Raw genomic sequence first — 25127 nt, 5'->3', positions numbered from 1 at the left:
CGGTGGATAGAAAAAACGCTATCCACCCTACAAAATCGGTGCGATGTAGGGTGGATGGCCGCAGCCATCCACCACGCCATCAATGACGGAAATGGCGCATTCCGGTAAACACCATGGCAATCCCGGCTTCGTCGGCGGCGGCAATCACTTCTGCGTCGCGCATCGATCCACCCGGCTGGATCACCGCGGTGACGCCATTAGCCGCCGCGTTATCCAAACCATCGCGGAACGGGAAGAAGGCGTCGGAGGCCATCACCGAGCCCGCCACTTGTAGGCCAGCATGCTCGGCTTTGATTGCAGCAATGCGTGCGGAGTTGACGCGGCTCATCTGGCCGGCGCCGACACCGATAGTCTGGCGGCCTTTGGCGTAGACGATGGCGTTGGATTTGACGAACTTGGCCACTTTCCAGGCGAAGATCAGGTCGTGCACTTCCTGCTCGCTCGGCGCGCGCTGGGTGACGATCTTCAGGTCGTCGGCGGTGATCATGCCGATGTCGCGGCTCTGTACCAGCAGGCCGCCATTGACGCGTTTGAAGTCCCAACCGGTGCTGCGCTCAGCCGGCCATTCGCCGCACTCGAGCAGGCGGACGTTGGCTTTGGCAGCGACTACAGCGCGTGCTTCAGCGCTGATTTTCGGCGCAATGATCACTTCGACAAACTGACGCTCAACGATGGCTTGGGCGGTGGCACCGTCCAGCTCGCGGTTGAAGGCGATGATGCCGCCGAAGGCCGACTCGGTGTCGGTGGCGTAGGCCAGCTCGTAGGCCTGGCGAATCCCACCTTCGCTGTCCAGGGCGACGGCCACACCACATGGGTTGGCGTGCTTGACGATGACGCAGGCCGGTTTAACGAAGCTCTTCACGCATTCCAGCGCTGCGTCGGTGTCGGCCACGTTGTTGAACGACAGCTCTTTGCCCTGCAGCTGCACGGCGGTCGCCACGCAGGCTTCGTCGGCATGCTCGACGTAGAACGCGGCTTTCTGGTGCGGGTTTTCACCGTAGCGCATGTCTTGCGCCTTGATGAACTGGGTATTGAAGGTGCGCGGGAACAGATTGCGCTCGGCAGTCGACAGCGTATCGCGGCTCTGTTCGATGGTGCCCAGGTAGTTGGCGATCATGCCGTCGTAGGCCGCGGTGTGCTCGAAGGCTTTCAGCGCCAGGTCGAAGCGCTGGGCGTAGCTCAGGCCGCCGGCTTTCAGAGAGTCGACGATGCCGGCGTAGTCGCCAGCGTTGACCACGATGGCCACGTCTTTGTGGTTCTTCGCCGCGGAGCGGACCATGGTCGGGCCGCCGATGTCGATGTTTTCGATGGCGTCGGCGAGGTCACAGCCCGGCTTGGCCACGGTGGCGGCGAACGGGTAGAGATTGACCGCGACCAGGTCGATCGGCTTGATGCCGTGCTCGTCCATGACGGCGCCGTCGAGGGCGCGACGGCCGAGAATGCCGCCGTGAATTTTCGGGTGCAGGGTCTTGACGCGACCGTCCATCATTTCCGGGAAGCCAGTGTAGTCAGCCACTTCCACGGCTTGTACGCCGTTGTCTTTGAGCAGTTTGTAGGTGCCACCGGTGGACAGGATCTCCACATTGAGGGCGACGAGCTCACGGGCAAACTCAAGGATGCCGGTCTTGTCGGAAACACTGATCAAGGCACGGCGAACGGGGAGGCGGGTGGTCTGGTCGGTCATTTCAGAGTCCATCAGGGCGGTGGTTTCAGCAAAAAGGGCGGCTCATGTGGGCCGCCCTTTTCGGGAGTTGGGGGTTACAGCAGGTCGTATTGCTTGAGTTTCTTACGCAGGGTGCCGCGATTCAGGCCGAGCAGCTCGGAGGCCTTGGTCTGGTTGCCCTTGACGTAATTCATCACGGTTTCCAGCAGCGGCGCTTCCACTTCGGTCAGCACCAGGTTGTAGACGTCACAGACGTCGGCGCCCTCTAGGTGGGCGAAGTAGTTATGCAAGGCTTTCTCAACGCTGCCACGCAGGGTTTGCCCTTCTTCGCTTGGCGTATTGAGGTGCTGCTTCAAACTACTGTTGTCACTCGCAGGAGCCATTTCACTTCCTAAAGTCTCAGTCAACATCGTCATGCGGCCACCCCTTCTCCATTGTTATGCCGTTCGCTGAAAAACTCGCGAACGTTGGCGCACTGCGCGTCCTTACTGTCCAGACGATTGAATTGGGCGCGAAACTCCTTGGCGCCCGGCAAGGTTGCGAGATACCAACTGACATGCTTGCGGGCGATACGCACGCCCATTACATCGCCGTAGAAGGCGTGCAGTGCAGCCAGGTGTTCAAGCAGAATATGTTCCACTTCGAGCAGGCCAAGTGCCGGGAGGTGTTCACCGGTACGCAGGTAATGCTCGATTTCACGGAATATCCACGGCCGCCCTTGCGCTGCACGGCCGATCAGCAGGCCATCGGCGCCGGTGGCCATTAACACGGCCTTGGCTTTTTCTGGCGAGTCGATATCGCCATTGGCCAGCACCGGGATCGACACCGCCTGCTTAATCGCGGCAATGGTGTCGTATTCGGCCTCGCCCATGTACAGGTCGGCGCGGGTGCGGCCATGCACGGCCAGCGCAACGATGCCGGCGTCTTCGGCGATTTTCGCTACGGTGACGCCGTTCTTGTTCTCGCGGTCCCAGCCGGTGCGGATTTTCAGGGTCACCGGCACATCGACGGCGGCGACCACGGCCTGAACAATCTCGCGAACCAACGCTTCATCTTTCAGCAGGGCGGAGCCGGCAGCCTTATTGCAGACTTTCTTGGCCGGGCAGCCCATGTTGATGTCGATAATCTGTGCGCCCATTTCGACGTTCTTGCGCGCCGCCTCGGCAAGCATCTGCGGATCACCGCCGGCGATCTGCACCGAGCGCGGCTCGGGATCACCGCTGTGCATCATGCGCAGGCTCGATTTGCGGGTGTGCCACAGGCGCATGTCGCTGGTGACCATTTCCGACACCACCAAACCAGCACCCATGCGCTTGCACAGCTGACGAAACGGCTGGTCCGTGACGCCCGCCATGGGGGCGAGGATCAGCGAGTTTGGCAATGTGTAAGGGCCGATGCGTAGCGCCGACATAGGGCTTCCCTGCTCAAGAGACGTGCTGTTGAGACCAATAGGAGAGTGCGAAAAAGGGTGGGCATGATACCCGCTCTGGATGACCGGAGAAAGGCTGTTTTGAACAAATTATGAACAGCTCTGAGCTTATCGCGATGGGTTTGGTTGTGGCGGATCCGCCAGCAAACCTCATGGTCTCGGCTATTCCGGCGAGTGGAAGCTCAGGCTGTAATTCACCGCCTGGGTGCCTGGGTCGAGGATGTCCAGAGAGATGTGAATCGGCGTCTGCGGTGGCATTTCGGCGTTGCCGGCCAGCTCGCCGGCGAGGTATTCGCTGGGTTTGAAACGGCGGCTGGCGAGCAGTTGGCCATTGATGTCGGCAAAGCGTATTTCCAGCAGCGGGAAGGGCTGCGAGAAGGGCGCGCGGTTGTAAAGAATGGCATCGACCACCAGTGCACCGCTGAACTCGGGGTGGCTGCGCACCACCAGGTTGCTGCTTTTGATTTGGCTGATATCGACCTTGGATGGCAGCTGGCAGCCGACCGCCGGGCACAGCTGTTCAAACCAGGGGCGGTACTGATCTTGGCGCGCCAGTTCGTCGAAGTGATAGATCACGTATTGGCCGGCCAAGGCGCTGGCGCCAAGCAGGTTCAGCACGGTCCAGCCAATCCAGCGGCCCCAGGGCTTCTTCGGCGGCTGCCAGTCCAGTTCTAATGGCTCGTCATCCAGCTCGAACAGGTGCTCGTCACGCAATTGCGGCTCGTTGCGCTCGGCTTTTTTCGGTGCGGCTAAGCCCGGTTCTTCATCAATGGAACTGTCTGCGTGCGCGGTAAAACTGTCGCGCTGGGCGTGCAGTTCAATATGTTCGATTTCAGGTTCTAGGCGGCGTTCGCTGGTGCTGATGTTGAGCGCAGGTTCGTCCTCAATCGTACTGAGCGGCGCGGGCGTCGGCTGCTGGCTGGCGGTCGGTGTGTTCAGCTCGTCATGCAGCAGGGCTTCGGCCCAGCGCTCGTCGTGCGGGTCGCGCTCTACGGGTTCGGGTGCCAGAAAGGTTTCGGCGTACTTTGGGGCGCTATCAATCGCCAGAAACTGCTTGGACATCTGCTGTTCCTGGGCTTCGAGCTTGGCCAGCTCTTCATCCAGGTCGAGGCTGTCGAGGTCCAGGTCGTCGTGAATCCACAAGGTGTCGCTGGCTATGTTGCTGGCTGGTGCGGGGGCTGCTGCGCTGGGCTCGGCCGCTTGTGGTGCGGGCGTTACGGGCAAAGGCTGCGGTTTTATCGCGGGTGCTGGCGCCGGCGCGCTGGCGGGTAGCTGTTGGCCTTGTTCGCGCAGCTGTTGCGCGGCGTTGAACACATGCAGGCAGGCTCCGCAGCGCACGGCACCATGGGCAGCGCCCAGCTGCGTGAGGTTCACGCGAAAGCTGGTGCGGCAATGGAGGCACTGGGTGACGAAGCTCTGGGTCATGCGGCAATCCGAATAAACAAGGCGGTTAGTCTAACGCAAGCGCTCGGCAATGCAGCGGTGCCTAGCGGCGTACGCCGCTGATGCGGACCCAGCCATCTTTGTCGGCTGTTGGGTCGAGGTCAAAGGCGTCGGCATAGGCGGCGCGCACTTCTTCGGCCTGTTCGGCGAGGATGCCTGACAGCGCCAGGCGGCCACCGGCTTTAACCAGGCGGGTGATCTGCGGCGCCAGTGCCACCAGCGGGCCGGCGAGGATGTTGGCGACCACCACGTCCGCCGGCGCCTGCGGCATGTCTTCGGGCAGGTAGAGTGGGAAACGCGCCGGGTCGATGTTGTTGCGTCCGGCGTTATCGCGCGAGGCTTCGATGGCCTGGATGTCGATATCGGTGCCAACAGCCTGTGGTGCGCCAAGCAGCAGGGCGGCAATGGCGAGGATGCCCGAGCCGCAACCGAAGTCGATCACGCTGCAATCGTGCAGGTTTTGCCCATCCAGCCACTCCAGGCACAGCGCGGTGGTTGGGTGAGTACCGGTGCCGAAGGCCAGGCCTGGGTCGAGCAGCAGGTTGACGGCGTCAGGCTCGGGTGCTGCATGCCAGCTGGGCACGATCCACAGGCGCTGGCCGAAACGCATCGGCTGAAAACCGTCCATCCAGCTGCGTTCCCAGTCCTGGTCAGCAATCACTTCAGCCTGGTGCTCCGGCAGCTCAGTGCCGGTCAGCAACTGCAGGTGGGCAAATACTGCATTGGCGTCGGTGTCGGCTTCAAACAGGGCCAGCAGGTGGGTATGCGACCACAGCGGCGTGGTGCCCAGGTCGGGTTCGAAAATTGGCTGGTCTTCAGCATCCATAAAGGTCACTGATACGGCGCCGACTTCCAGCAGGGCATCTTCGTAGGTTTCCGCCTGCTCAGGAGTGATGGCGAGACGGACTTGTAACCAGGGCATGGGAAACCTCGTGAGCGTTGTGGCGGGATGGCGCAAATTGGCGCGCAGCTTACTTGAAGCGGTGGTGCGGCTGCCACCGCCTCGCGACTGGAAACAACAAGGGCCGCCTAATGGCAGCCCTTGTTTAGCATTTCAGTAGCGCTGACAGGCAGCGGTTCTTAATGCTTATCCATACCCAGTTTTTTCTCTAGGTAGTGGATATTCACGCCGCCTTGGCAGAAGCCCTTGTCACGTACCAGCATGCGGTGCAGCGGTACGTTGGTCTTGATGCCGTCAACCACGATCTCGTCCAGGGCATTGCGCATGCGCGCCATGGCTTCTTCGCGGGTGGCGCCGTAGGTGATGACCTTGCCGATCAGCGAGTCGTAATGCGGCGGTACGGTGTAGCCGCTGTACAGGTGCGAATCCACCCGCACGCCATTACCGCCAGGGGCATGGAAGTGCTTGACCTTGCCGGGGCAGGGCATGAAGTTGTCCGGGTCTTCGGCGTTGATTCGGCATTCCAGCGAGTGGCCACGAATCACAACGTCTTCCTGGGTAAACGACAGCTTGTTGCCTGCGGCAATGCTGAGCATCTCCTTGACAATATCGATGCCGGTGACCATTTCCGATACCGGATGCTCAACCTGTACGCGGGTGTTCATCTCGATAAAGTAGAAGCGACCGTCTTCGTAGAGAAACTCGAAGGTGCCAGCGCCGCGATAGCCGATCTCGATGCAGGCATCGACGCAGCGTTGCAGCACTTCGGTACGGGCTTTTTCATCGATGCCCGGTGCCGGCGCTTCTTCCAATACCTTCTGGTGGCGGCGCTGCAGCGAGCAGTCACGGTCACCCAGGTGGATGGCATTGCCCTGGCCGTCGGAGAGGACTTGGACTTCGACGTGGCGCGGGTTACCGAGGAATTTTTCCAGGTAGACCATCGGGTTACCGAACACCGAACCGGCTTCGCTGCGGGTCAGCTTGGCCGACTTGATCAGGTCTTCTTCCTTGTACACCACGCGCATGCCGCGACCACCGCCGCCGCCAGCGGCTTTGATGATCACCGGGTAACCCACTTCGCGGGCAATCTGCAGGGCGGTTTCTTCGTCTTCCGGCAGCGGGCCGTCGGAGCCAGGTACCACAGGTACACCGGCCTTGATCATGGCGTGCTTGGCCGACACTTTGTCGCCCATCAGGCGGATGGTCTCAGCGGTCGGGCCGACAAAGGCGAAGCCTGAGTTTTCCACCTGTTCGGCGAAATCGGCGTTTTCCGCAAGGAAGCCGTAACCGGGGTGAATGGCCGTTGCGCCAGTCACTTCGGCAGCGGCGATGATCGCCGGAATCTGCAAGTAAGACAGCGCCCCGGAAGCCGGGCCGATGCACACCGACTCGTCGGCCAGGCCCAGGTGCATCAACTCGCGATCGGCGGTGGAGTGCACCGCGACGGTCTTGATGCCCAGTTCTTTACAGGCGCGCAGGATGCGCAAGGCAATCTCGCCGCGGTTGGCGATCAGAACTTTTTCCAACATCGCTGGCTCTCCTCGGTTCAAACGATGGTGAACAGAGGCTGGTCGTATTCCACCGGCTGACCGTTCTCGCCCAGGATGGATTCGATCACGCCGCTGGTTTCGGCCTCGATGTGGTTCATCATCTTCATCGCTTCAACGATGCAGAGGATATCTCCTTTCTTCACGCTCGAACCGACTTCGACGAAGTTCGCCGAGGTTGGGCCGGAAGCGCGGTAGAAGGTGCCGACCATTGGCGAACGCACGACGGTGCCGTTCAGCTTGGCTGCGGCAGGGGCCGCGGCTTCGGCAGCTGGTGCAGCAGCAACCGGTGCGGCTGCTGGTGCAGGCGCCGGAGCGTACATCGGCTGTTGCATAAAGGCCGGCTGCTTGCTGTGGCGGCTGATGCGCACGGACTCTTCGCCTTCGCGAATCTCCAGCTCGTCGATGCCGGATTCTTCCAGCAGCTCGATCAGTTTTTTGACTTTACGAATATCCATAGTGGTTCAACTCCCGGTGAGGTCAGGGGCGCTTAAGTTCAAGTTGTTCGAGTGCAGCCTCCAGGGCCAGCCTATAACCGCTGGCGCCAAGGCCGCAGATCACCCCTACAGCAACATCGGAAAAGTAGGAGTGATGGCGGAAAGCTTCGCGTTTGTGCACGTTGGACAAATGCACTTCGATGAATGGGATGCTCACCGCCAGCAATGCGTCACGTAATGCGACGCTGGTGTGAGTAAAAGCGGCAGGATTGATCAGAATAAAGTCGACCCCTTCGCTTTGAGCGGCGTGAATGCGCTCGATCAACTCATATTCGGCATTGCTCTGCAGGTAGAGCAAATGGTGGCCGGCCTCGCGGGCGCGGCGTTCCAGGTCGAGGTTGATCTGCTCCAGGGTGACGGCGCCGTAAACCCCCGGCTCGCGAGTGCCGAGCAGGTTGAGGTTAGGGCCGTGCAATACCAGTAGGGTCGCCATGGCGGTGCTTCCTTGTTTTTCTACTGCGCAGGACTATGCCGCGACAGCGTCTGGCTGTCTAGTTCTCTGCAATAGTCAGCACGATGGCTGCATATTGCGGCAAATATATGACTGCAGGTGCTAAAAACGTTCGCGCGCTGCACTCAAACGGGCGGCGAAGGTTGCGGCATCCACCTCACCTACGACTCGCAGGTCGTGCCATTCGTCACCCTTGCCGTCGAATAACAGGATCGCTGGCGGCCCGAACAGTTGGTAGCGATCAAGCAGCGCGCGCTGCGCAGGGTTGCTCTCGGTGATGTCGAAGCGCACCAACGTATAGTCGCCCAACTGGCGGCCGACCTCGGGAGCGGTGAGCACCTCGCGCTCAATAACTTTGCAGCTGATGCACCAGTCGGCGTACCAGTCGAGCAGCAGCGGTTGGCCGCTGCTCTGTGCGGCGAGTAAAACTGCATCGAGCTGGGCCGGAGTCGTAACGGTTTGCCATTGGCCTGATTGCACCTGCTGCGTTGCTTCTGCGCTGCTCAGCAGCGCGCGCCCGAGTGGGCGCAGCGGGTCATCCTGGCCTTGCAGTGCGCCGACCCAGGCAACCAATGCATACACCAGTAAGGGGAGGCCAAGCAGTTGCGCGAATTTTTGGTGGTGGGTTTTCGGCGTCAGTTCCAGTACGCCGAGCCAGAGCGCCACGCCTGCGGCCAGCAAACCCCACAGCGCCAGGCTGATTGGGCCGGGCAGGACGCGCTCCAGCAGCCAGATGGCCACCGCCATCAGCAGTGCGCCGAACAGGTTGCGTACCGTAATCATCCAGGTGCCGGATCTTGGCAGTAAGGCGCCGCCGCCGACTGCGAACAGTACCAGGGGCGCACCCATACCCAGGCCTAGGGCCAGCAGTTTGAGGCCGCCACCGAGGGCGTCGCCGCTGGCGCTGATATACAACAGTGCGCCGGCCAATGGCGCCGAGACGCACGGTGAAACCAGTACGCTGGAGAGCACGCCGAGGGCCGCTGCGCTGAATACCGTACCGCCCTGCAGGCGTTGGCTCAGGCGCTGCAGCGGGCCATCGATGGCTGCCGGTAGACGCAGTTCGAGAAAGCCCAGGCTGGCCGCGCCGAACAGCGCGAAGAAGACCGCAAAAGGCACCAGCACCCAGGGCGATTGCAGGCGCGCTTGAAGATTAAGTTCGGCACCGAACAGGCCCATCAATGCGCCGAGGATGGCAAAGCTCAGGGCCATCGGCAGCACATAAGCCAGCGACAGCACCAGGCTGCGCAGCCCGCCCGGCTGGCCGCGTAATACCACGCCGGTGAGAATCGGCAGCATTGGCAGTACGCAGGGGGTGAAGGTCAGCGCCAGGCCGCCAAGGAAAAACAGTGCCAGGTCGGTCCAGCTCCAAGGTGTTGTGGCCGTGGGGTTGGCCGCGCTCGGCGTTGCGCCGCCGCCAATGGCCAGCACGTTGGTTTCCGGCGGATAGCACAGGCCTTTGTCGGCGCAACCCTGGTAGCTGACATTGAGGTTGAAGGGGCGATTATCCGGGTTGCTGACCGGCACCTCGACATCCAGCACCTCGTAGTACACCTCAACATCGCCGAAGAATTCATCATGCTTGGCCTTGCCTGGCGGCAGAATCGCCTGGCCCAGGCTGATATCAGCCGGCTCGCTGCTGAAGCTGAAGCGGTGCCGATACAGGTAATAGCCTTCTGCAGCGACAAAGCGCAATTTGACCGAGGTGCTGGAGCTGTCGATCAAGCTCAGCTTGAACGCCTCGCTTACCGGCAGGAAGTCGGCGCTGTTGTTTAGCGGCGTGCCCAGTTGTGCGGGCGCGGGCGGCTTATCGAACAGGCCGGCGCTGGCAGGCAGTGCGACCAAAAGCAGAAGCAGGCAGAGTAAACGGTGCATGGCAGGCTCGTGATGCGGGAGTCGCCGCATCATAACGGAGGCGGGTGACTCAGGGCACGGTCAAGGCTGTAAGCGGTGTTGTCTGCCGGTTAAATGGCCGCGACAGATTGCCGCGTTACACCCGAAACGCCTGCACCGCGGTGTGCAGTTGGCCGCCGAGTTGCAGCAGCTGCTCGCCCTGCTGGCGCCCTTCGCCAATGCGCTGCAGGTTGTCGCCGCCCAGCGTATGGATGCGCTCGCTGTGTCCGCGAATGTCGCTGACGGCGTCGCTCTGCTGCGCTGTGGCATCGGCGATGCGCTCGGCCATGCTGGCGATAGTGCGAATGGCTGCGACAATCGCATCCAGTGCGCCGTCAGCCGCTTCGGCTTGGCTGGCAGTGGCTTCGGCGTGTTCGACCTGGGTGCGCATGGCTTGCACCGATTGTCGGGCGGCCTGTTGCAGACGGCCGATCAGCTCCTGAATCTCAGCGGTCGCGCCGCTGGTGCGTTGCGACAGCGAGCGCACCTCGTCGGCCACCACGGCAAAGCCGCGCCCCAGCTCTCCGGCGCGCGCCGCTTCGATGGCCGCGTTTAGGGCCAGCAGGTTGGTCTGTTCGGCGATGCCGCGAATGACCGTCAGCACATTACCAATGGTGGCGGTTTCCTCAGCCAGGCGTTCGATGGCCTGGGCGTTACCCTGTACTTCATCGACCAGCGAATGCAGGCCGGTAAGGCTTTGGCCAATCACCTGCTGACCTTGTTCCAGGGCGCGGTTGGCATCGCGGCTGGCGTCGGCGGCCTGGCTGGCGTCGCCCGCTACCTGCTGAATAGTGGCCTGCAATTCGCCGAGGGCGTCACGAATCTGCGCGGTATCCCCGGCCTGGCGCTCAGCGCCCTCATGCAGGCCACCATTGAGGTGTGCCAGGGTGTGGCTGGAGCTGACCACCTGCTCGGCGTTTTGGCGAATAGTGCCCACTAGGTCAACCAGATAAACCCGCAAGCGATTGAGCGACTCTTCGATATCGCGCAACTCCTGTGTGCGTGAGTCGAGATGGATGTCGGCCGCGAAGTCGCCCTGGGCCCAGGTCGACAAGGCTGGCGCCAGGCGGGAAAGGACACGGGTGAGGCGGCGCTGCAGGGTGTCAATAATCAAGGCGATCAGCAGGATCAGGCCGATCATCAGGCCCAGTATCAACTGCACTTCGCCCTGGATACGCCCGTGCTCGGCGCGCACTTGAGGCTCCAGCGCGGCGAGCGCCTGTTGTACCTGATCGACTTGCACGCGGGTGCTGCTGGCAAGGGCCGCGCGTGCCTCGATCAGCTCGCGGGTGCGCTGCAGTTCGGCGGGGTAGCGTTTGAGCAGCGACATCAGGTCGCGCTTGAGGGCGATGCCGCGGTCTTCGGCCTGGCTGCTTTCAGCGCCGGCGTCCAGTCCCAGCAAGTCAGCAAAGGCGTTACTGGGCGACTGATTGGCGTCGGCCACGTCGAGCAACGGCAGGTCGTTAAGCTGCTGCGTTTGTTTGCCCAGTGCCGCCAGCTCGCGCTCGACCTCACTCGCCAGCTCGCTGCGGCCGCTGCGCACCAGCTTGTCGCGGGCATGGGCCAGGCGCGTGAGGTGGCGAGCGGCGTTGAACAGCGGCCGACGATAGCTCGCAGCGGCGCTTGTTGCGCCACTGTCGGCATAGTCCGCCAGTTGCTCGAGGGTCGCCTCTATTTCACGCTCGGCCTGCACGAGCAGGCCTTGCGGGTCTGCGGAGAGCTTGCCTGCGGCCAGCAGTTCGTGGGCGCTGAAGGCCGTGAGAGCGTTGATGCTTGGGAGAACGTCGTTGGCCAGCTGTTCGGGCAGCTCGGCAATCGATTGCTCCAGTGTCGCCAGCGCCTGTAGCGCTGCACTGTGGCGCAGGGCATCGCCCGTTTTCAGGTAGGCATTGATATTCAATGCGGCATCGTTCTGGAATTGTTGCGACAGGCTGAGGTATTGCGTCATCAGCAGATACGGCCGTTCGAGGGCGCGCTGCGACCACCAGAGCGTGACAGCCAAGGCGGCGCACACGGTGACCAGTAGCAGGGTATTGAAATTAGTCAGGAATTTAAGGCGCATAGGGCTCGACCGGCTGAAGAACGGTGCGGGCTACCGACGCTTGGCGTCTGGCAGCCACTAAGCCTCAGAATTTATTGCTCTTTCATGACCGTAATATGACGGTGCGAGCAACGTCACAGTTTTCTATCACGCGCTGACGCTAAGCCAGGCGCCTATAACCGCTTATCAACCGCTTATCTGTGGTTCAGTCGCCCTGATAGATCGCGACCTGGTTGCGCCCACTGTGCTTGGCCACATACAGCGCCTGGTCGGCCTGTTGCGAGAGCAGTTTGCTATCCAGGTTCGGGGCCAGTTGGGCGATGCCGCCGCTGAAGGTGCAGGACAGGTCATGCGGCTGCGCCGAGTATTGGATTTCCGCAAAGCGCTGGCGAATGTCATCTAGCACGCGCTTAGCCGACTCGGCGTCGGTGTTGGGCATAACCACGGCGAACTCTTCACCGCCGTAGCGGCCGATATGGTCGGTCTTACGCAGGCGTTGCTTGAGAAACAGCGCCAGGCTCTTGATCACCCGATCGCCCATCGGGTGGCCATAGGTGTCGTTGACCTTCTTGAAAAAGTCGATGTCGATCATCGCAAAGCTCAGCGGCTGGCCGTCGCGCTCGGCGCGAAAGCGCGCGTCTTCAAGCAGTTGCAGGGTGTGGGTGTGGTTGTACAGGCCGGTCAGGCTGTCGCGCACCATACGTGCCTTGAGGCTGCGTGCACGGGCGGCGCGGTTGCGCACGGTGGCGATCAGGTGGCGTGGCTTGATCGGTTTGGTGAGGAAGTCATCGCCGCCTTCACTCATGGCGTCGAGCTGCTTGTCGAGGTCGTCTTCGGCGGACAGGTAGATGATCGGCACGCTGACGTAGCGGTCATTGTGGCGGATCACCTGAGCCAGTTCCGGGCCGTTGCACTCGGGCATGTACATGTCGAGGATGATCAGGTCGGGCTGAAAGTCGGCCAGCTGGCTCATTGCCTGAATCGGCTCGACCAGGGTGCGGGTGACGATGCCGGCACTGTTGAGCACGCGCTCGGTGTGTGTGACCTGCGCCCGCGAGTCGTCGATGATCAGCACCTTGTAGGGTTCGTACTGCGAGACATGCGTCAGCACCTCGATGCGTTCGAACAGGTTCGAGGCGTCCAGGCTGCCGGTGAAGAACTCCTGGCCGCCGGCGCGCACGGCCTTCAGGCGGGTCAGGGTGTCAGTGTCTTCGGCGCTAAAGAACAGCAGCGGGATCTTATGCTTGAGGCCTTCCTGCACGCTCTGCGCAAGCTGCAGGCCGCAGCCGGGGCCGGAGAAGTCGACCTCCATCAGGATCGCGGCGGGGTGACGTTCCAGTATGGCGTCGCGAAACGCATTGGCTGTGTCCATGGCAATGGCCGTCATGCCAAAGAACTCCAGGCGCTGGGCCAATTGCTCGGCGCGCTCGATATGCTGCAAGGCCAGGTAGACCGGTTTGCGCAGCGGTGGCAGCACAGTTTGTTCGAAGCGATCACCGTGGCGCAGGCCGGTGCGTGACAGGCGCTGCAGCAGCAGGTTGAGCTGGCTGATCAGTTGGCTGTTAAGGCGCCCGCGGTTATCGGCGACCTGTTGCAGGCTGTTATTGATCTCCTCGGCCAGTTGGCGGTGCTCGGCCTGGTCGAAGCGTTCGGCGTAGCGCTGCAGCAGCTGCGTGGCTTCGCGCAACTCGGCCATGCCGGTGTCGTTCCATTCACTGCGTTGCAGGCGCTGCCATACTTCCAGTACTTGGCGTGCCTGATTGATTACGCGCTGGGCGAAGTGCTGCTTGAGGCGGTCGCTGCTGGGGTCTTCGTGCTCGATCATGGCGCGGGTTCGATTTGGTCGGCTTATGCTGGGAAAGTGATGGCTTATTGCTAGTAATCGTACCACCGACGAACGGTTTTGCTAGCGCCGTCGATCTATTGGCGTCGGCCTTCTGTCGATCTCGTCACAGGTGGCAGATTGACTCAGTCGCGCTAAGTTTGCCGATCTTCGCTGCGCAGCAAGCCGCGCTTCACTTATAGTTAAAGCCAGTCGCGCAACCCTGCGAGGGGATTGTGGTCGAACGAGAGCCTGCGGGCCGCGCTGCCTCAGCGCAGTACCGTCCGCTGTGGCCTCGCTACTTGAGTAAAAAAGGACAACGCCATGCTGGATTGGAAGAATCGAACTGCCGCTGCGTCTGCTGGCGCCACCGGCTCAGCTGACAGTACCCCCAACAAGTCCTCCGCTAACTGGGTTGTACGCACCGTGGGCGGATTGCTCGGGCTCTTTCTGCTGTTGGCGCTGGTCGTCGGCTGGTACTGGAGCCAGGAGCCGGCGCAGTTTTCAGTGCAACAACGCGCCGAAGCCGCGGCCCAAGCCCGCGGGCATAAGCTGGTGAACGGCTACACCACCGGGGAAACCCTCAAACAGGTCGCCAGTACTCTGCTGAATAAGCCGGGTGGCTATCTGTCTAACGACCTCGCGCCGCCTGGCCTGTGGCTGGACAATATGCCGAGCTGGGAGTTTGGTGTGCTGGTGCAGGTGCGCGACATGTCGCGGGCGATGCGCAAAGACTTCACCCGCTCGCAGTCACAATCCACCGAAGACCCAGATTTGGCCAAAGCCGAACCACGCTTTCACTTCGACCACAAAAGCTGGGCGCTGCCGGCCTCGGAGGCTGAGTACGCTGAAGGCATCAAGTCACTGGATCGCTACTTGGAGCGTTTATCCGATCCGAGCCGCTCCGGTTCGCAGTTCTACACCCGTGCGGACAACCTGAATAATTGGCTGGGCGATGCCGCTACGCGGCTGGGCTCGTTGTCGCAGCGTCTCTCGGCCAGCGTTGGCCAGGTGCGTTTGAACACCAACGAAGTTGATCTGGGTCTGGTGGGTAGTGCCTCACAGGAAAACTTTGTCGAAGGCGTTAACTACGAAACACCATGGTTGCAGATCGACAACGTGTTCTACGAAGCCCGTGGCCAGGCGTGGGCGCTGGCGCACCTGTTACGCGCCATTGAAGTGGACTTCGCCGATGTGCTGGCGAAGAAAAACGCCACCGTCAGCGTGCGGCAGATTATTCGTGAGTTGGAGGCTGCGCAGGAAACCCTGTGGAGCCCGATGATCCTTAACGGCAGCGGTTATGGTTTGCTGGCCAACCACTCGCTGGTGATGGCTAACTATATTTCGCGGGCCAATGCCGGCCTGATCGATCTACGCCAACTGTTGTCGCAGGGCTGATCGGTGGCCTGGTCTGACGCTGAGGTGGCGCACCGCGCTGCCTCGGACAGTGAGCGCATCGCCTGGGTCGACGAGGATGACCAGTTGCTGGGTGGCGTGCTGCGCAGCGAACTGCGTCAGCGCCATTTACGCGGCCGGGGCACCTATATCCTGCTGTTCAACAGTGCCGGCCTGCTCTGCGTGCATCGCCGTACCCTGAGTAAGGCGCTGTATCCAGGTTACTGGGATGTGGCTGCCGGCGGCATGGTGCTGGCCGATGAAAGCTATGCCGAATCTGCCGCGCGCGAACTGGCGGAAGAGCTGGGCATCGGTGATGCGGTGCTGGTTGAGCATGCTCATTTTCGTTACGACTCGCCGGAAAGTCGCCTGTGGTGCATGGCGTATTCGGCGGTCTCCGATGCGCCGCTGGTGTTGCAGCCGGAAGAAGTGTTGGAGGCGCGATTTATCTCCATCGAGCAGGCCTTGGCGGAGACCCAGCACTTGCCCTATTGCCCCGATTCGCTGGCCGCCTTGCAGCGTTATTTGGAGGTCGTTGCTTAACATGGTTGAGCGAAGCGCTACCCATGCCGCCTGATTGACGGGTATCGCAGGCTCAACCCAGCCTAAGGCCTTAACCTGTGGTGCCAAAGCCACGCCGTTTAAGGCTTTGTGCAGGATATGTGGGCGTTTTGTTCGGCATCCTGCACAGCGTCGCTTATGCGCCGAGTAATGGCGCATTTTTACCCTTAGCAGCAGCGTTTTTTGCCGTTACACTGCGCCGCCTTCAAGCCTTGGCCGTAAAGCCTAGGTGCGCTGCCCCTGCCAGAGTGGGGCTTCGCGGTCGACGCCTTAACCGGTATTCAGTCGGCCAGTCGCTATCCTGACCCCTTCGAGGACAAACCGGTGGTCAAGAAAGCTTCCTCATTTGCCGCCCTTGGCGGCCTGGTGTATTCCACTGATAGCGGTCGGCATTGCCCTGACTGCAGTCAACCGGTGGACGCCTGCACCTGTAAACAGACCCAGATTCCCCAAGGGGATGGCATTGCCCGCGTGCGCCGTGAAACCAAAGGCCGTGGCGGCAAAACCGTAACCAGCATCAGCGGTGTGCCGTTGGCCGAAGAGCCGCTGAAAGAGCTGGTAGCGGCGCTTAAAAAGCGCTGCGGCTGCGGTGGTTCGCTCAAAGACGGGGTGATCGAGATCCAGGGTGATCACGTCGAACTGCTGATTGCCGAGCTAATCAAGCGTGGCTTCAAGGCCAAGAAGTCCGGCGGTTGATCATTTTTCTAAACTTGCCGGGCGGTTGCACTGTCAATTGCCCGGCTATCGTCATATCCAGACTTTAATCTGTACGCGCCTTGGCCATGCCAGGGCCACTATCGCCAGTAAGGGAGACTTCGATGTCTGCACGACGCACACGCAAAGATGACGGCAGCCAGTGGACCGTTGCGGACAGCCGCAGTGTTTACGGTATTCGTCATTGGGGCGCGGGTTATTTCGCGATCAATGAAAAAGGTCGTGTCGAAGTGCGCCCGAATGGCCCGCAAAGCATGCCGATCGATCTCTACGAGCAGCTCGATGATCTGCGTTCCAGCGGTCTGTCGCTGCCGTTGCTGGTGCGCTTTCCGGATATCCTGCAAGACCGCGTGCGCCAGCTGACTGGCGCCTTTGACGCCAATATCGCGCGCTTGGAATACCAGAGCCCGTATACCGCGTTGTACCCGATCAAGGTCAACCAGCAGGAAGCGGTGGTGGAAAACATCATTGCTACACAGAACGTTTCCATTGGCCTGGAAGCCGGCTCCAAGCCGGAACTGATGGCCGTGCTGGCGCTGGCACCGAAGGGCGGCACCATTGTCTGCAACGGTTACAAAGACCGCGAGTTCATCAAGCTGGCGCTGATGGGGCAGAAGCTCGGTCACAACGTGTTTATCGTGATCGAGAAAGAATCCGAAGTGCAGCTGGTGATCGAGGAGGCAGCCGAACTCAAGGTCGCCCCACAGATCGGCCTGCGCGTGCGCCTGTCGTCGCTGGCATCGAGCAAGTGGGCTGACACCGGCGGCGAGAAATCCAAGTTCGGCCTGTCGGCGGCGCAGTTGCTCTCGGTGGTTGAGCGCTTCCGCGCGGCGGGGCTGGATCAGGGCATCCGTTTGCTGCATTTCCATATGGGCTCGCAGATCGCCAACCTGTCCGACTACCAGCACGGTTTCAAGGAAGCCATCCGCTACTACGGCGAACTGCGTGGTCTGGGCCTGCCGGTCGACCATATCGACGTCGGCGGCGGCCTGGGTGTGGATTACGACGGTACTCACTCGCGCAACGCCAGCTCGATCAACTACGACATGGATGACTACGCCGGTGTTGTGGTTGGCATGCTTAAAGAGTTCTGTGACGCGCAAGAGCTGCCGCATCCGCACATCTTCTCCGAGAGCGGCCGCTCGTTGACCGCGCACCACGCCATGCTGGTGGTGCAGGTCACGGACGTGGAAAAACACAACGACGAGATCCCCAAGATCGAAGACGTCACCAGCCTGCCGGAAACCGTGCGTTACCTGGTTGAGCTGCTGGGCCCGACCGATATCGAGATGGTCACCGAAACCTACTGGCGCGCCACCCACTACATGAGCGATGTGGCCAGCCAGTACGCCGACGGCAAGCTCAGCCTGACCGAAAAGGCTTTAGCCGAGCAGTGCTACTTCGCCGTTTGCCGCCGCCTGCATAACTCGCTGAAGGCGCGTCAGCGTTCGCACCGTCAGGTGCTGGATGAGCTGAACGACAAGCTGGCCGACAAGTACATCTGCAACTTCTCGGTGTTCCAGAGCCTGCCGGACACCTGGGCCATCGGCCAGGTGCTGCCAATTCTGCCGCTCAATCGTCTCGACGAAGAGCCGATGCGCCGCGCGGTGCTGCAGGATCTGACCTGTGACTCAGACGGTAAAATCCGTCAGTACGTCGATGAGCAGAGCATCGAGACCAGCCTGCCGGTGCATGAAGTGCGCGAGGGTGAGGACTACCTGCTGGGGATCTTCCTGGTCGGCGCCTATCAGGAAATTCTCGGCGATATGCACAACCTGTTCGGCGACACCGACTCGGTGAACATCTACCAGAACGCCGATGGCAGTGTGTACCACGCCGGTATCGAGACCCACGACACCATCGAGGACATGCTGCGCTACGTGCACCTGTCGCCGGAGGAGTTGATGACCCACTACCGCGACAAGGTGGCCAGCGCCAAGATCACCCCGCGTGAGCGTACCCAGTTCCTCGACGCCCTGCGTTTGGGCCTGACTCGTTCGTCCTACCTGTCGTAATACGCATCTGCTGAATGCAAAGGCCCCGCAATGCGGGGCCTTTTGCTATGGCGCGGCTTCACGCTTAAGCAGCGCGGTCTTGCGCTCCAGTCCCCAGCGGTAGCCGCCGAGGCTGCCGTTGCTGGCAATTACCCGGTGGCAGGGTATGAGCAGCCCCAGCGGATTGCTGGCGCAGGCGCGCGCCACGGCGCGCGGGTGGCTGTCGAGTTGCGCAGCCAGTTCGGCGTAGCTGCGCGTCTGCCCTGTGGGGATCTGCTGCAGCGCGCGCCACACCTGCTGCTGAAATACCGTGCCACGCATATCCAGCGGCAGGTGGGCGGCGCGCTGTGGCTCGCGTATCTGTGCGAGTAGCTGGCCCAGCCAGTCGCCCAGCCCCAAGTCATCACGCTGAAGAACCGCAGCGGCAAAGCGCTGTTGCAGTTCGGCCTGCAAGGTGGCCGGCTCGTCAGCCAACAGCACGGCGCAGACACCGTTGGTGCTACTGGCCAGCATTATCTGGCCAAGCGGGCAGGGCGCAATGGTGTAGCGCAGGCGTTCACCGGCGGCTTGTTTGCGGCGCTGGGCGGGGCTCAGGGCGGTGGCGTGCTGATACAGGTTACGGGTACTGGTGTAGCCGGCGGTTAAGGCGGCATCCAACACGCTGTGTGCGTGGGGCAGGTGCTGCTCTAATTGGTTCTGGCGGTACGCGGCGCTCCACGCACGCGGCGTCATGCCGGTGCGTAGTTTGAAGGCGCGGGCTAGGTGGGAGGCGGACAGGCCGATGTGTGCTGCCAGTTGGGCAAGTGTCAGGCGTTGCTCGCTGTCTGCCAGTCGCTGGCAGGCGGCAATCACCAGTGCGTCGAGTTGCTCCGCCGGGCTTTGCCCTTGCGGTGAGCAGCGTTTGCACGGGCGGAAACCGGCTGTTGCCGCGCTGTCCGGGTCGGCATAAAAGCTGACGTTGTCACGCTTAGGCCGTCGTGCCGGGCAACTGGGCCGGCAATATATTCCCGTGCTGTGCACGGCGAACACAAAGGCGCCATCCTGAGCGGCGTCGCGGTTACATATGGCGTGCCAGCACTGTTCGGTGTCGAGCATCGGTAAGTCTCCCTGATGTCGGGTGGATTGTCGGCTGCGGCGGCAGAGCTGCCAATCCACTTGTGACTTTCAAACAGCGCGGAGTGCACGATCAGTGCGCAGGTTTTTCTTGCGCGTATGGCGGCGCAACCCGGCCAAGGCCATTGATTCGCGCCGCTTAGCGGCACATTTATGCATCTGTTAAGCCTCAGCTGTGCTCACGAGGGTGGGCGCTTGGCTTGGATTGACGTATAACGGGCGGCAGAGCCGACTTGGGCAACACAGGACCCCTGATTAAAGCTGATGAAGACGCCAAAACGTATTGAGCCCCTGGTCGAAGCCGGGCTGGTCGATGAAGTGATACGCCCGCTGATGAGCGGTAAAGAAGCTGCGGTCTATGTGGTGCGCTGTGGCGAAGAACTGCGCGTCGCCAAGGTTTATAAAGAAGCCAACAAACGCAGCTTCCGTCAGGCCGCCGAGTACCAGGAAGGCCGCAAGGTGCGTAACAGCCGTGATGCCAGGGCCATGGCCAAGGGCTCGAAGTACGGTCGCAAGGGGCAGGAAGATGCCTGGCAGAATGCTGAAGTGGCGGCGCTGTTCCGTCTGGCCAACGCCGGCGTGCGCGTACCCAAACCGTACGACTTCCTCGAAGGCGTGCTGCTGATGGAGCTGGTCGATGACGGCGAGGGCGATGCTGCTCCGCGCCTAAACGATGTCGACCTGCACCCGGACGATGCCCGCGAATTCCATGCCTTCATGATTCGTGAAGTGGTGAAAATGCTCTGCGCCGGTCTGGTGCATGGCGACTTGTCGGAGTTCAACGTACTGCTTGATCCAGGTGGCCCGGTGATTATCGACCTGCCCCAGGCGGTGGATGCGGCCGGCAATAACCATGCGCTCAAGATGCTTGAGCGTGATGTCGGTAACATGTCCGCCTACTTCGGCCAGTTCGCCCCGGAATTGAAGTTCACCAAGTACGCCAAGGAAATGTGGGCGCTGTATGAGGCCGGTGAGCTGACCCCGGACACCCCGCTGACCGGTGAATTTGATGACCCGGAAGAAGAAGCTGATATCGACGCGGTGATGCGTGAAATCAAGGCCGCACTGGCTGATGAGGAGCGGCGCCAGGCGTTGCTGAATGCCGAAGATGCGCCCAAGGGTGAAGAGCCTCCGCCTCCTTGGGCGCAATAGGCTGAGAGTGCTGTAAAGAAGAATGCCGCTTACCTGATCAGGTCAGCGGCATTTTTTATGTCAGTTACCCATCACGGGCAGCGTTCAGTCTGTAGGGTGGATAACGTTTTTTCATCCACCATCGGGAGGCGCGGTGGTGGATGGGTGGAGCGACATCCACCCTACGGGGCCGCACCATGAGCCTAAGGCTATAGCCGCGCAGCCTTAAAGGTATCGCAGCTGCCAACATTGCCTTGGGCAAAGCCGGTTTTAAACCAGCGCACGCGTTGCTCCGAGGTGCCATGGGTGAAGGAGTCTGGCACCACTTGGCCGCGCGCCTGCTTCTGCAAGCGGTCATCGCCGATGGCGTTGGCGGCGTTCAGCGCCTCTTCAATATCCCCCGGTTCCAACCAGTCATTGCGGCGCTGGCCGTGGTAGGCCCATACGCCTGCCAGGCAGTCGGCTTGCAATTCCTGACGCACCAGCAAGCCGGTGGCGCCTTCCACACGCTCGCCCCGTTGCCGCGCCGCGTTGACCTTGGCCGAGACGCCGAGCAGGGTTTGTACGTGGTGGCCGACTTCATGAGCAATCACATAAGCCTGGGCAAAATCCCCCGCAGCGCCAAAGCGTTGTTCCAGCTCGCGGAAAAACGCCAGGTCGATATACACCCGCTGATCGCCCGGGCAATAGAACGGCCCGACCGCTGAGTTAGCGAAGCCGCAGGCCGAGTTCACCCCGCCGCGAAACAACACCAGCGTTGGGTCGCGGTACTGCCGATTGGCGCCCTGGAAGATTTCACGCCAGGTGTCCTCGGTGTCGCCCAACACGGCGCGCACAAATTCCGACTGCTCATCATTGCTTGCCGGCGCGGAGCTTTGTGGTGCGCTGACCGAGCCACCCTGCATGGCTTGCCCGGCCAACTGGCCGAGGATCTGCATGGGGTCCTGGCCGCTAAGCAGTCCAATGACGACCACAATGGCCACGCCGCCCAAGGTCAGCCCTTTGCCGCCGCCCATCCGTGAGCTGCTGCCGCGCGCGTCCACCACGTTGTCACTGCGTCTTCCACGTTTCCAGCGCATGGTTGTCGTCCTGTAATAAGTGGCGGGCGTGTGGGCTGGCTCGCCTTAGGCCCGTTATCCGTGGCTCAGTTGGCCGGATAGTCGCTGATAATCTGCTCTGCGCCTTGCTTATCCAGGCCGATCACCTGGTAAGCATCACGCACATTGCCGTATTCCATGCCGGGCGAGCCGGTCGGCATGCCCGGTACGGCGGCGCCGAGCAGGTCAGGCTGTTTGCGCAACTTGAGGATGTCGGCGGCCGGTACATGGCCTTCGATAAACTGGCCGTCAATGACCCCGGTGTGGCAGGACGCGAGGCGGGGTGGTACGCCCAGGCGCTGTTTTACCGCGCTCATGTCGTTCTCGACATGGTCGTTGACGGTAAAGCCGTTGTCTTGCAAGTGGCTGATCCAGGCTTTGCAGCAGCCGCAATTGGGGTCGCGGTGGACGTCAATGGTCAGCGGTTCGGCAGCAACGCTCAGGCTGCTGAGTAGGCCGGCGAGAAGAATAAGCGGGCGCATAAGTGGGCTCCTAGAGTGATGCTGGAAGCTTACCGCCCAATCTGCAGAGCAACCACAGTGGATTTCCGAAACGCACGAAGTCCGCTTATGCTGCAAAGCCGATCCCCGGGCTAAGGATGCTGTTCATGCTATTTGCACGCGTAATTCTGCTGATTCAATTGCTGGCATTGGCTGGCCTGGGTTTGGCTTATTTCATCAACCCCCATGAAATGGCCAACCTCAGCGGCATGCTGCTGATGTCGCCCGCGGCGGCGACCGACATGCGCGCGTTTTACGGCGGATTGCAGATCGGCCTGGCGGCGTTTATTGGGCTGTCACTCAGCCGCCTGGACCTGACCCGCGCCGCCTTGACCCTGCTGGTGCTGCTGTACAGCTCGTTGGCGTTGGCGCGTATCGGCGGCCTGTGGCTGGATGGCGGCGCGCAGCAGACCTTCAACTTCTACGCGCTGCTGCTGGAAGTGGTGTCTGTGGGGTTGTGCTTCTGGGCGCTGCGCGGGTTGCCGCGCCAGTAAAACTAGCGGCGCTCCAGCAGCACACCTGACTCCATGTGGTGGGTATAGGGGAACTGGTCGAACAGCGCGCAGCGCGTCACTTTGTGGGTGTCGCTGAGTTGCGCGATGTTAGCGGCCAGGGTCTCCGGGTTGCAGGAGATATAAAGAATGCGCTCAAAGCGCCGGGTCAGCTCGCAGGTGTCCGGGTCCATGCCGGCACGTGGCGGGTCGACGAAGACGCAGCCAAAGTTATAGCTTTTCAGGTCGATACCGGCCAGGCGGCGGAACGGGCGCACTTCATTTAGCGCTTCGGTCAGTTCTTCGGCGGACAGGCGCACCAGGGTGATGTTGTCTACGCCGTTGTCTTCCAGGTTGGCCAGGGCGGCATTCACCGAGGACTTGCTGATCTCCGTGGCCAGCACTTTACGTACACGGGTGGCCAGTGGCAGGGTGAAGTTGCCGTTGCCGCAATACAGCTCCAGCAAGTCGTCCTGGCGTTCACCGAGCGCTTCATAGGCCCAATTCAGCATCTTCTGGTTCACTTCGCCGTTGGGCTGGGTGAAGGCACCTTCTGGTTGGCGATAGCTGAATGTGCGACCGGCAACGTTGAATTTCTCCTCAACATAATCCCTGCCGATGACGATGCGCTTACCCTTGGAGCGGCCGATGATGCTCACCTGCAGTTCGGCGGCGAGCTGCTCGGCTGCGGCTTGCCAGACGTCATCCAGCGGGCGGTGGTAGCACAGGGTGATCAGCCCGTCGCCGGCCAGGGTGGTGAGGAATTCGACCTGAAACAGCTTGAAGCTCAGCGCACTGCTGGCCTGCCACGCCGCCTTCAGCTTTGGCATCAGCGCATTGATCTGCGCGCTGGCAATGGGGAAGTCTTCAAAGAAAATCGGCGTGTGTTTATCACCCGCTTCGAACATGGCGTAGTGACGGTCATCGCCCTCGCGCCACAGGCGAAATTCAGCACGCAAGCGATAGTGCTCACGTGCAGACTCGAATACCTCGGGCGCGGGGGCATGAAAAGGCGCAAGCAGCTCGATCAGGCGCTGCTGCTTTTCAGCAAGCTGGACGGCGTAGCTGGCGGGATCGAACTGGGAACGGCTCATGCAAGACTCTTTTCAAAAAAGGCGCGGGTGAGCCATGGCCACCCGCAAGGTATCAGGCGAAGTACGCCAGTTTGATCACAAACAACGCCGACAACACCACCAAGGCGGGGTTGAGGTCGCGCCAGCGGCCCGCCAGCAGCTTGATCACGGTCCAGGCGATAAAACCAAAGGCAATGCCATTGGCAATCGAGAAGGTCAGTGGCATGGCCAGGGCAGCGATGACGACCGGTGCGGCGACGGTGAGGTCGTCCCAGTCGATCTGCGCCAGGCTGCTCATCATCAGCACGGCGACAAACATCAGCGCTGGGGCGGTGGCGAAGGCCGGTACGGCGCCGGCCAACGGTGCGAAGAACAGGCTCAGCAGAAACAGAGCAGCAACCACACAAGCCGTCAGGCCGGTACGGCCGCCGGCGCTGATGCCCGCCGCGGATTCGATATAGCTGGTGGTGGTCGAGGTGCCCATTGCGGCGCCGGCCATGGTCGCGGTGCTGTCCGCCAGCAGGGCGCGGCCGAGCTTGGGCATTTTGCCGTCTTTATCCAGCAGGTTGGCTTTCTGCGCGACGCCGACCAGGGTGCCGGAGGTGTCGAACAGATCAACGAAGAGGAAGGCGAAGATCACGCTGAGCAGGCCGATATCCAGCGCGCCCATGATGTCCAGTTGCAGCAGCGTCGGCATCAGCGACGGCGGCATCGAGACCACGCTGTCGAGCTGCGACAGGCCGAACACAATCGACAGGCCAGTGACCAGCAAAATGCCGATCATCACCGCACCGGTGACGCGGCGGTAAGCCAGTGCGGCGATCACGAAGAAGCCCAGGCAGGCGAGCAACGGGGCGCCTTGGCTGAGGTCGCCGAGGCCCACCAGGGTGGCAGGGTTGTCGACTACGATACCGGCGTTTTTCAGCGCGATGATCGCCAGGAACAAGCCAATACCGGCAGCAACGCCGGCCCGCAGCTCCATCGGGATGCTGTTGATGATCCACTCGCGAATCTTGAAGATCGACAGCAAAAAGAAGATCACACCGGAGAGGAACACCGCGCCCAATGCCACCTGCCAGGTGTGGCCCGTGGTCAGCACCACGGTGTAAGTAAAGAAAGCGTTGAGGCCCATGCCCGGCGCCAGGGCGATCGGGTAGTTGGCGACCAGGCCCATGATGGCCGAGCCGATGGCGGCAGCCAGACACGTAGCGACAAACACAGCGCCTTTATCCATGCCGGTTTCGGCAAGGATGTTGGGGTTGACGAAGAGGATGTAGGCCATCGTCAGGAAGGTGGTCAGCCCCGCCAGCATCTCGGTGCGCACCGTGGTGTTGTGGGCTTTGAGTTGGAACAATCTTTCCAGCATGTGCA

The 25127-nt window shown here is 61.5% G+C and carries 22 protein-coding genes; 6 read left to right on the top strand and 16 right to left on the bottom strand.

Annotated elements, in window-relative coordinates; all coding sequences use genetic code 11:
* Positions 1-79 precede the first annotated feature (79 nt).
* The 11 genes from purH to ACEPAJ_RS18780 form a co-directional block, all read right to left on the bottom strand.
* Positions 80-1684, bottom strand: coding sequence for a bifunctional phosphoribosylaminoimidazolecarboxamide formyltransferase/IMP cyclohydrolase (purH, locus tag ACEPAJ_RS18830; RefSeq protein WP_425916958.1), 1605 nt, complete (start codon positions 1682-1684; stop codon positions 80-82).
* Positions 1685-1758: 74 nt separating this feature from the next.
* Complete coding sequence (gene fis / locus ACEPAJ_RS18825; RefSeq protein WP_274087265.1) at positions 1759-2079, bottom strand: DNA-binding transcriptional regulator Fis; 321 nt, start codon at positions 2077-2079, stop codon at positions 1759-1761.
* Positions 2076-3074 carry a tRNA dihydrouridine synthase DusB gene (gene dusB, locus ACEPAJ_RS18820; RefSeq protein ID WP_425916955.1) on the bottom strand — a complete coding sequence of 333 codons (999 nt, stop codon included), beginning with the start codon at positions 3072-3074 and terminating at the stop codon, positions 2076-2078. Before dusB ends, fis begins: the two co-directional genes overlap by 4 nt.
* Before the next feature lie 180 nt (positions 3075-3254).
* On the bottom strand, positions 3255-4517 hold the full coding sequence (locus ACEPAJ_RS18815) for a DUF3426 domain-containing protein (protein ID WP_425916953.1): 1263 nt from the start codon (positions 4515-4517) through the stop codon (positions 3255-3257).
* Positions 4518-4578: 61 nt separating this feature from the next.
* Positions 4579-5457 (bottom strand): 50S ribosomal protein L11 methyltransferase, encoded by an 879-nt coding sequence (gene prmA, locus ACEPAJ_RS18810; protein ID WP_425916951.1) that lies wholly within the window; start codon positions 5455-5457, stop codon positions 4579-4581.
* A gap of 158 nt (positions 5458-5615) precedes the next feature.
* Positions 5616-6965 carry an acetyl-CoA carboxylase biotin carboxylase subunit gene (accC, locus tag ACEPAJ_RS18805; RefSeq protein WP_425916949.1) on the bottom strand — a complete coding sequence of 450 codons (1350 nt, stop codon included), beginning with the start codon at positions 6963-6965 and terminating at the stop codon, positions 5616-5618.
* 17 nt (positions 6966-6982) lie between these two features.
* The gene (gene accB / locus ACEPAJ_RS18800) at positions 6983-7441 is read right to left on the bottom strand and encodes an acetyl-CoA carboxylase biotin carboxyl carrier protein (protein WP_274087270.1); all 459 of its coding nucleotides are present in this window, start codon (positions 7439-7441) and stop codon (positions 6983-6985) included.
* 22 nt (positions 7442-7463) lie between these two features.
* Positions 7464-7913, bottom strand: coding sequence for a type II 3-dehydroquinate dehydratase (gene aroQ / locus ACEPAJ_RS18795; RefSeq protein ID WP_136663217.1), 450 nt, complete (start codon positions 7911-7913; stop codon positions 7464-7466).
* A gap of 120 nt (positions 7914-8033) precedes the next feature.
* A complete protein-coding gene (locus tag ACEPAJ_RS18790) occupies positions 8034-9806 on the bottom strand; it encodes a protein-disulfide reductase DsbD (RefSeq protein ID WP_425916947.1) in 1773 nt (590 codons plus the stop codon).
* 115 nt (positions 9807-9921) lie between these two features.
* Positions 9922-10965 (bottom strand): methyl-accepting chemotaxis protein, encoded by a 1044-nt coding sequence (locus ACEPAJ_RS18785; protein WP_425918105.1) that lies wholly within the window; start codon positions 10963-10965, stop codon positions 9922-9924.
* 1105 nt (positions 10966-12070) lie between these two features.
* Positions 12071-13690, bottom strand: a complete 1620-nt coding sequence (locus ACEPAJ_RS18780; RefSeq protein WP_425916945.1) for a diguanylate cyclase — start codon at positions 13688-13690, stop codon at positions 12071-12073.
* A gap of 321 nt (positions 13691-14011) precedes the next feature.
* On the opposite strand from ACEPAJ_RS18780, the gene ACEPAJ_RS18775 reads away from it, so the two are divergent.
* From ACEPAJ_RS18775 to speA, 4 genes are all read left to right on the top strand, one after another.
* Entirely contained in the window at positions 14012-15085 is a 1074-nt protein-coding gene (locus ACEPAJ_RS18775; RefSeq protein ID WP_425916943.1) for a DUF2333 family protein, read from the top strand.
* Between the two features lie 3 nt (positions 15086-15088).
* A complete protein-coding gene (locus ACEPAJ_RS18770; protein WP_425916941.1) occupies positions 15089-15625 on the top strand; it encodes an NUDIX hydrolase in 537 nt (178 codons plus the stop codon).
* A 342-nt stretch (positions 15626-15967) separates the two neighbouring features.
* On the top strand, positions 15968-16339 hold the full coding sequence (locus ACEPAJ_RS18765) for a translation initiation factor Sui1 (protein ID WP_425916939.1): 372 nt from the start codon (positions 15968-15970) through the stop codon (positions 16337-16339).
* A 122-nt stretch (positions 16340-16461) separates the two neighbouring features.
* The gene (gene speA, locus ACEPAJ_RS18760) at positions 16462-18372 is read left to right on the top strand and encodes an arginine decarboxylase (RefSeq protein ID WP_425916937.1); all 1911 of its coding nucleotides are present in this window, start codon (positions 16462-16464) and stop codon (positions 18370-18372) included.
* 45 nt (positions 18373-18417) lie between these two features.
* Here the strand turns inward: speA and ada are convergent, their stop codons facing one another.
* A complete protein-coding gene (ada, locus tag ACEPAJ_RS18755) occupies positions 18418-19446 on the bottom strand; it encodes a bifunctional DNA-binding transcriptional regulator/O6-methylguanine-DNA methyltransferase Ada (RefSeq protein WP_425916935.1) in 1029 nt (342 codons plus the stop codon).
* Positions 19447-19728: 282 nt separating this feature from the next.
* On the opposite strand from ada, the gene ACEPAJ_RS18750 reads away from it, so the two are divergent.
* Positions 19729-20616 carry a PA4780 family RIO1-like protein kinase gene (locus ACEPAJ_RS18750; RefSeq protein WP_425916933.1) on the top strand — a complete coding sequence of 296 codons (888 nt, stop codon included), beginning with the start codon at positions 19729-19731 and terminating at the stop codon, positions 20614-20616.
* Between the two features lie 188 nt (positions 20617-20804).
* On the opposite strand, the gene ypfJ is transcribed toward ACEPAJ_RS18750, so the two are convergent.
* Positions 20805-21674 carry a KPN_02809 family neutral zinc metallopeptidase gene (ypfJ, locus tag ACEPAJ_RS18745; RefSeq protein ID WP_425916931.1) on the bottom strand — a complete coding sequence of 290 codons (870 nt, stop codon included), beginning with the start codon at positions 21672-21674 and terminating at the stop codon, positions 20805-20807.
* 65 nt (positions 21675-21739) lie between these two features.
* On the bottom strand, positions 21740-22174 hold the full coding sequence (locus tag ACEPAJ_RS18740) for a DUF411 domain-containing protein (protein WP_425916929.1): 435 nt from the start codon (positions 22172-22174) through the stop codon (positions 21740-21742).
* A gap of 125 nt (positions 22175-22299) precedes the next feature.
* Here ACEPAJ_RS18740 and ACEPAJ_RS18735 point away from each other — a divergent pair, with 125 nt between their 5' ends.
* Positions 22300-22686, top strand: coding sequence for a DUF4345 domain-containing protein (locus ACEPAJ_RS18735; protein WP_090240132.1), 387 nt, complete (start codon positions 22300-22302; stop codon positions 22684-22686).
* Between the two features lie 2 nt (positions 22687-22688).
* On the opposite strand, the gene trmA is transcribed toward ACEPAJ_RS18735, so the two are convergent.
* Positions 22689-23777: a tRNA (uridine(54)-C5)-methyltransferase TrmA gene (gene trmA, locus ACEPAJ_RS18730; RefSeq protein WP_425916927.1), complete on the bottom strand. Its 1089-nt coding sequence runs from the start codon at positions 23775-23777 to the stop codon at positions 22689-22691.
* Between the two features lie 52 nt (positions 23778-23829).
* Positions 23830-25122, bottom strand: coding sequence for an NCS2 family permease (locus ACEPAJ_RS18725; protein ID WP_425916925.1), 1293 nt, complete (start codon positions 25120-25122; stop codon positions 23830-23832).
* Between the last annotated feature and the right edge of the window lie 5 nt (positions 25123-25127).

It is taken from the genome of Pseudomonas sp. GWSMS-1 (genome assembly GCF_049847425.1).
In the GTDB taxonomy this organism is placed as follows: domain Bacteria; phylum Pseudomonadota; class Gammaproteobacteria; order Pseudomonadales; family Pseudomonadaceae; genus Aquipseudomonas.
This window is presented reverse-complemented; position numbering and strand designations above follow the sequence as displayed.

Coding starts and splice junctions, on each gene's coding strand:
- purH (WP_425916958.1), bottom strand. CDS start 1,684: ATGACCGACCAGACCACCCGCCTCCCCGTTCGCCGTGCCTTGATCAGT.
- fis (WP_274087265.1), bottom strand. CDS start 2,079: ATGACGATGTTGACTGAGACTTTAGGAAGTGAAATGGCTCCTGCGAGT.
- dusB (WP_425916955.1), bottom strand. CDS start 3,074: ATGTCGGCGCTACGCATCGGCCCTTACACATTGCCAAACTCGCTGATC.
- ACEPAJ_RS18815 (WP_425916953.1), bottom strand. CDS start 4,517: ATGACCCAGAGCTTCGTCACCCAGTGCCTCCATTGCCGCACCAGCTTT.
- prmA (WP_425916951.1), bottom strand. CDS start 5,457: ATGCCCTGGTTACAAGTCCGTCTCGCCATCACTCCTGAGCAGGCGGAA.
- accC (WP_425916949.1), bottom strand. CDS start 6,965: ATGTTGGAAAAAGTTCTGATCGCCAACCGCGGCGAGATTGCCTTGCGC.
- accB (WP_274087270.1), bottom strand. CDS start 7,441: ATGGATATTCGTAAAGTCAAAAAACTGATCGAGCTGCTGGAAGAATCC.
- aroQ (WP_136663217.1), bottom strand. CDS start 7,913: ATGGCGACCCTACTGGTATTGCACGGCCCTAACCTCAACCTGCTCGGC.
- ACEPAJ_RS18790 (WP_425916947.1), bottom strand. CDS start 9,806: ATGCACCGTTTACTCTGCCTGCTTCTGCTTTTGGTCGCACTGCCTGCC.
- ACEPAJ_RS18785 (WP_425918105.1), bottom strand. CDS start 10,965: ATGATCGGCCTGATCCTGCTGATCGCCTTGATTATTGACACCCTGCAG.
- ACEPAJ_RS18780 (WP_425916945.1), bottom strand. CDS start 13,690: ATGATCGAGCACGAAGACCCCAGCAGCGACCGCCTCAAGCAGCACTTC.
- ACEPAJ_RS18775 (WP_425916943.1), top strand. CDS start 14,012: ATGCTGGATTGGAAGAATCGAACTGCCGCTGCGTCTGCTGGCGCCACC.
- speA (WP_425916937.1), top strand. CDS start 16,462: ATGTCTGCACGACGCACACGCAAAGATGACGGCAGCCAGTGGACCGTT.
- ada (WP_425916935.1), bottom strand. CDS start 19,446: ATGCTCGACACCGAACAGTGCTGGCACGCCATATGTAACCGCGACGCC.
- ACEPAJ_RS18750 (WP_425916933.1), top strand. CDS start 19,729: ATGAAGACGCCAAAACGTATTGAGCCCCTGGTCGAAGCCGGGCTGGTC.
- ypfJ (WP_425916931.1), bottom strand. CDS start 21,674: ATGCGCTGGAAACGTGGAAGACGCAGTGACAACGTGGTGGACGCGCGC.
- ACEPAJ_RS18740 (WP_425916929.1), bottom strand. CDS start 22,174: ATGCGCCCGCTTATTCTTCTCGCCGGCCTACTCAGCAGCCTGAGCGTT.
- ACEPAJ_RS18735 (WP_090240132.1), top strand. CDS start 22,300: ATGCTATTTGCACGCGTAATTCTGCTGATTCAATTGCTGGCATTGGCT.
- trmA (WP_425916927.1), bottom strand. CDS start 23,777: ATGAGCCGTTCCCAGTTCGATCCCGCCAGCTACGCCGTCCAGCTTGCT.
- ACEPAJ_RS18725 (WP_425916925.1), bottom strand. CDS start 25,122: ATGCTGGAAAGATTGTTCCAACTCAAAGCCCACAACACCACGGTGCGC.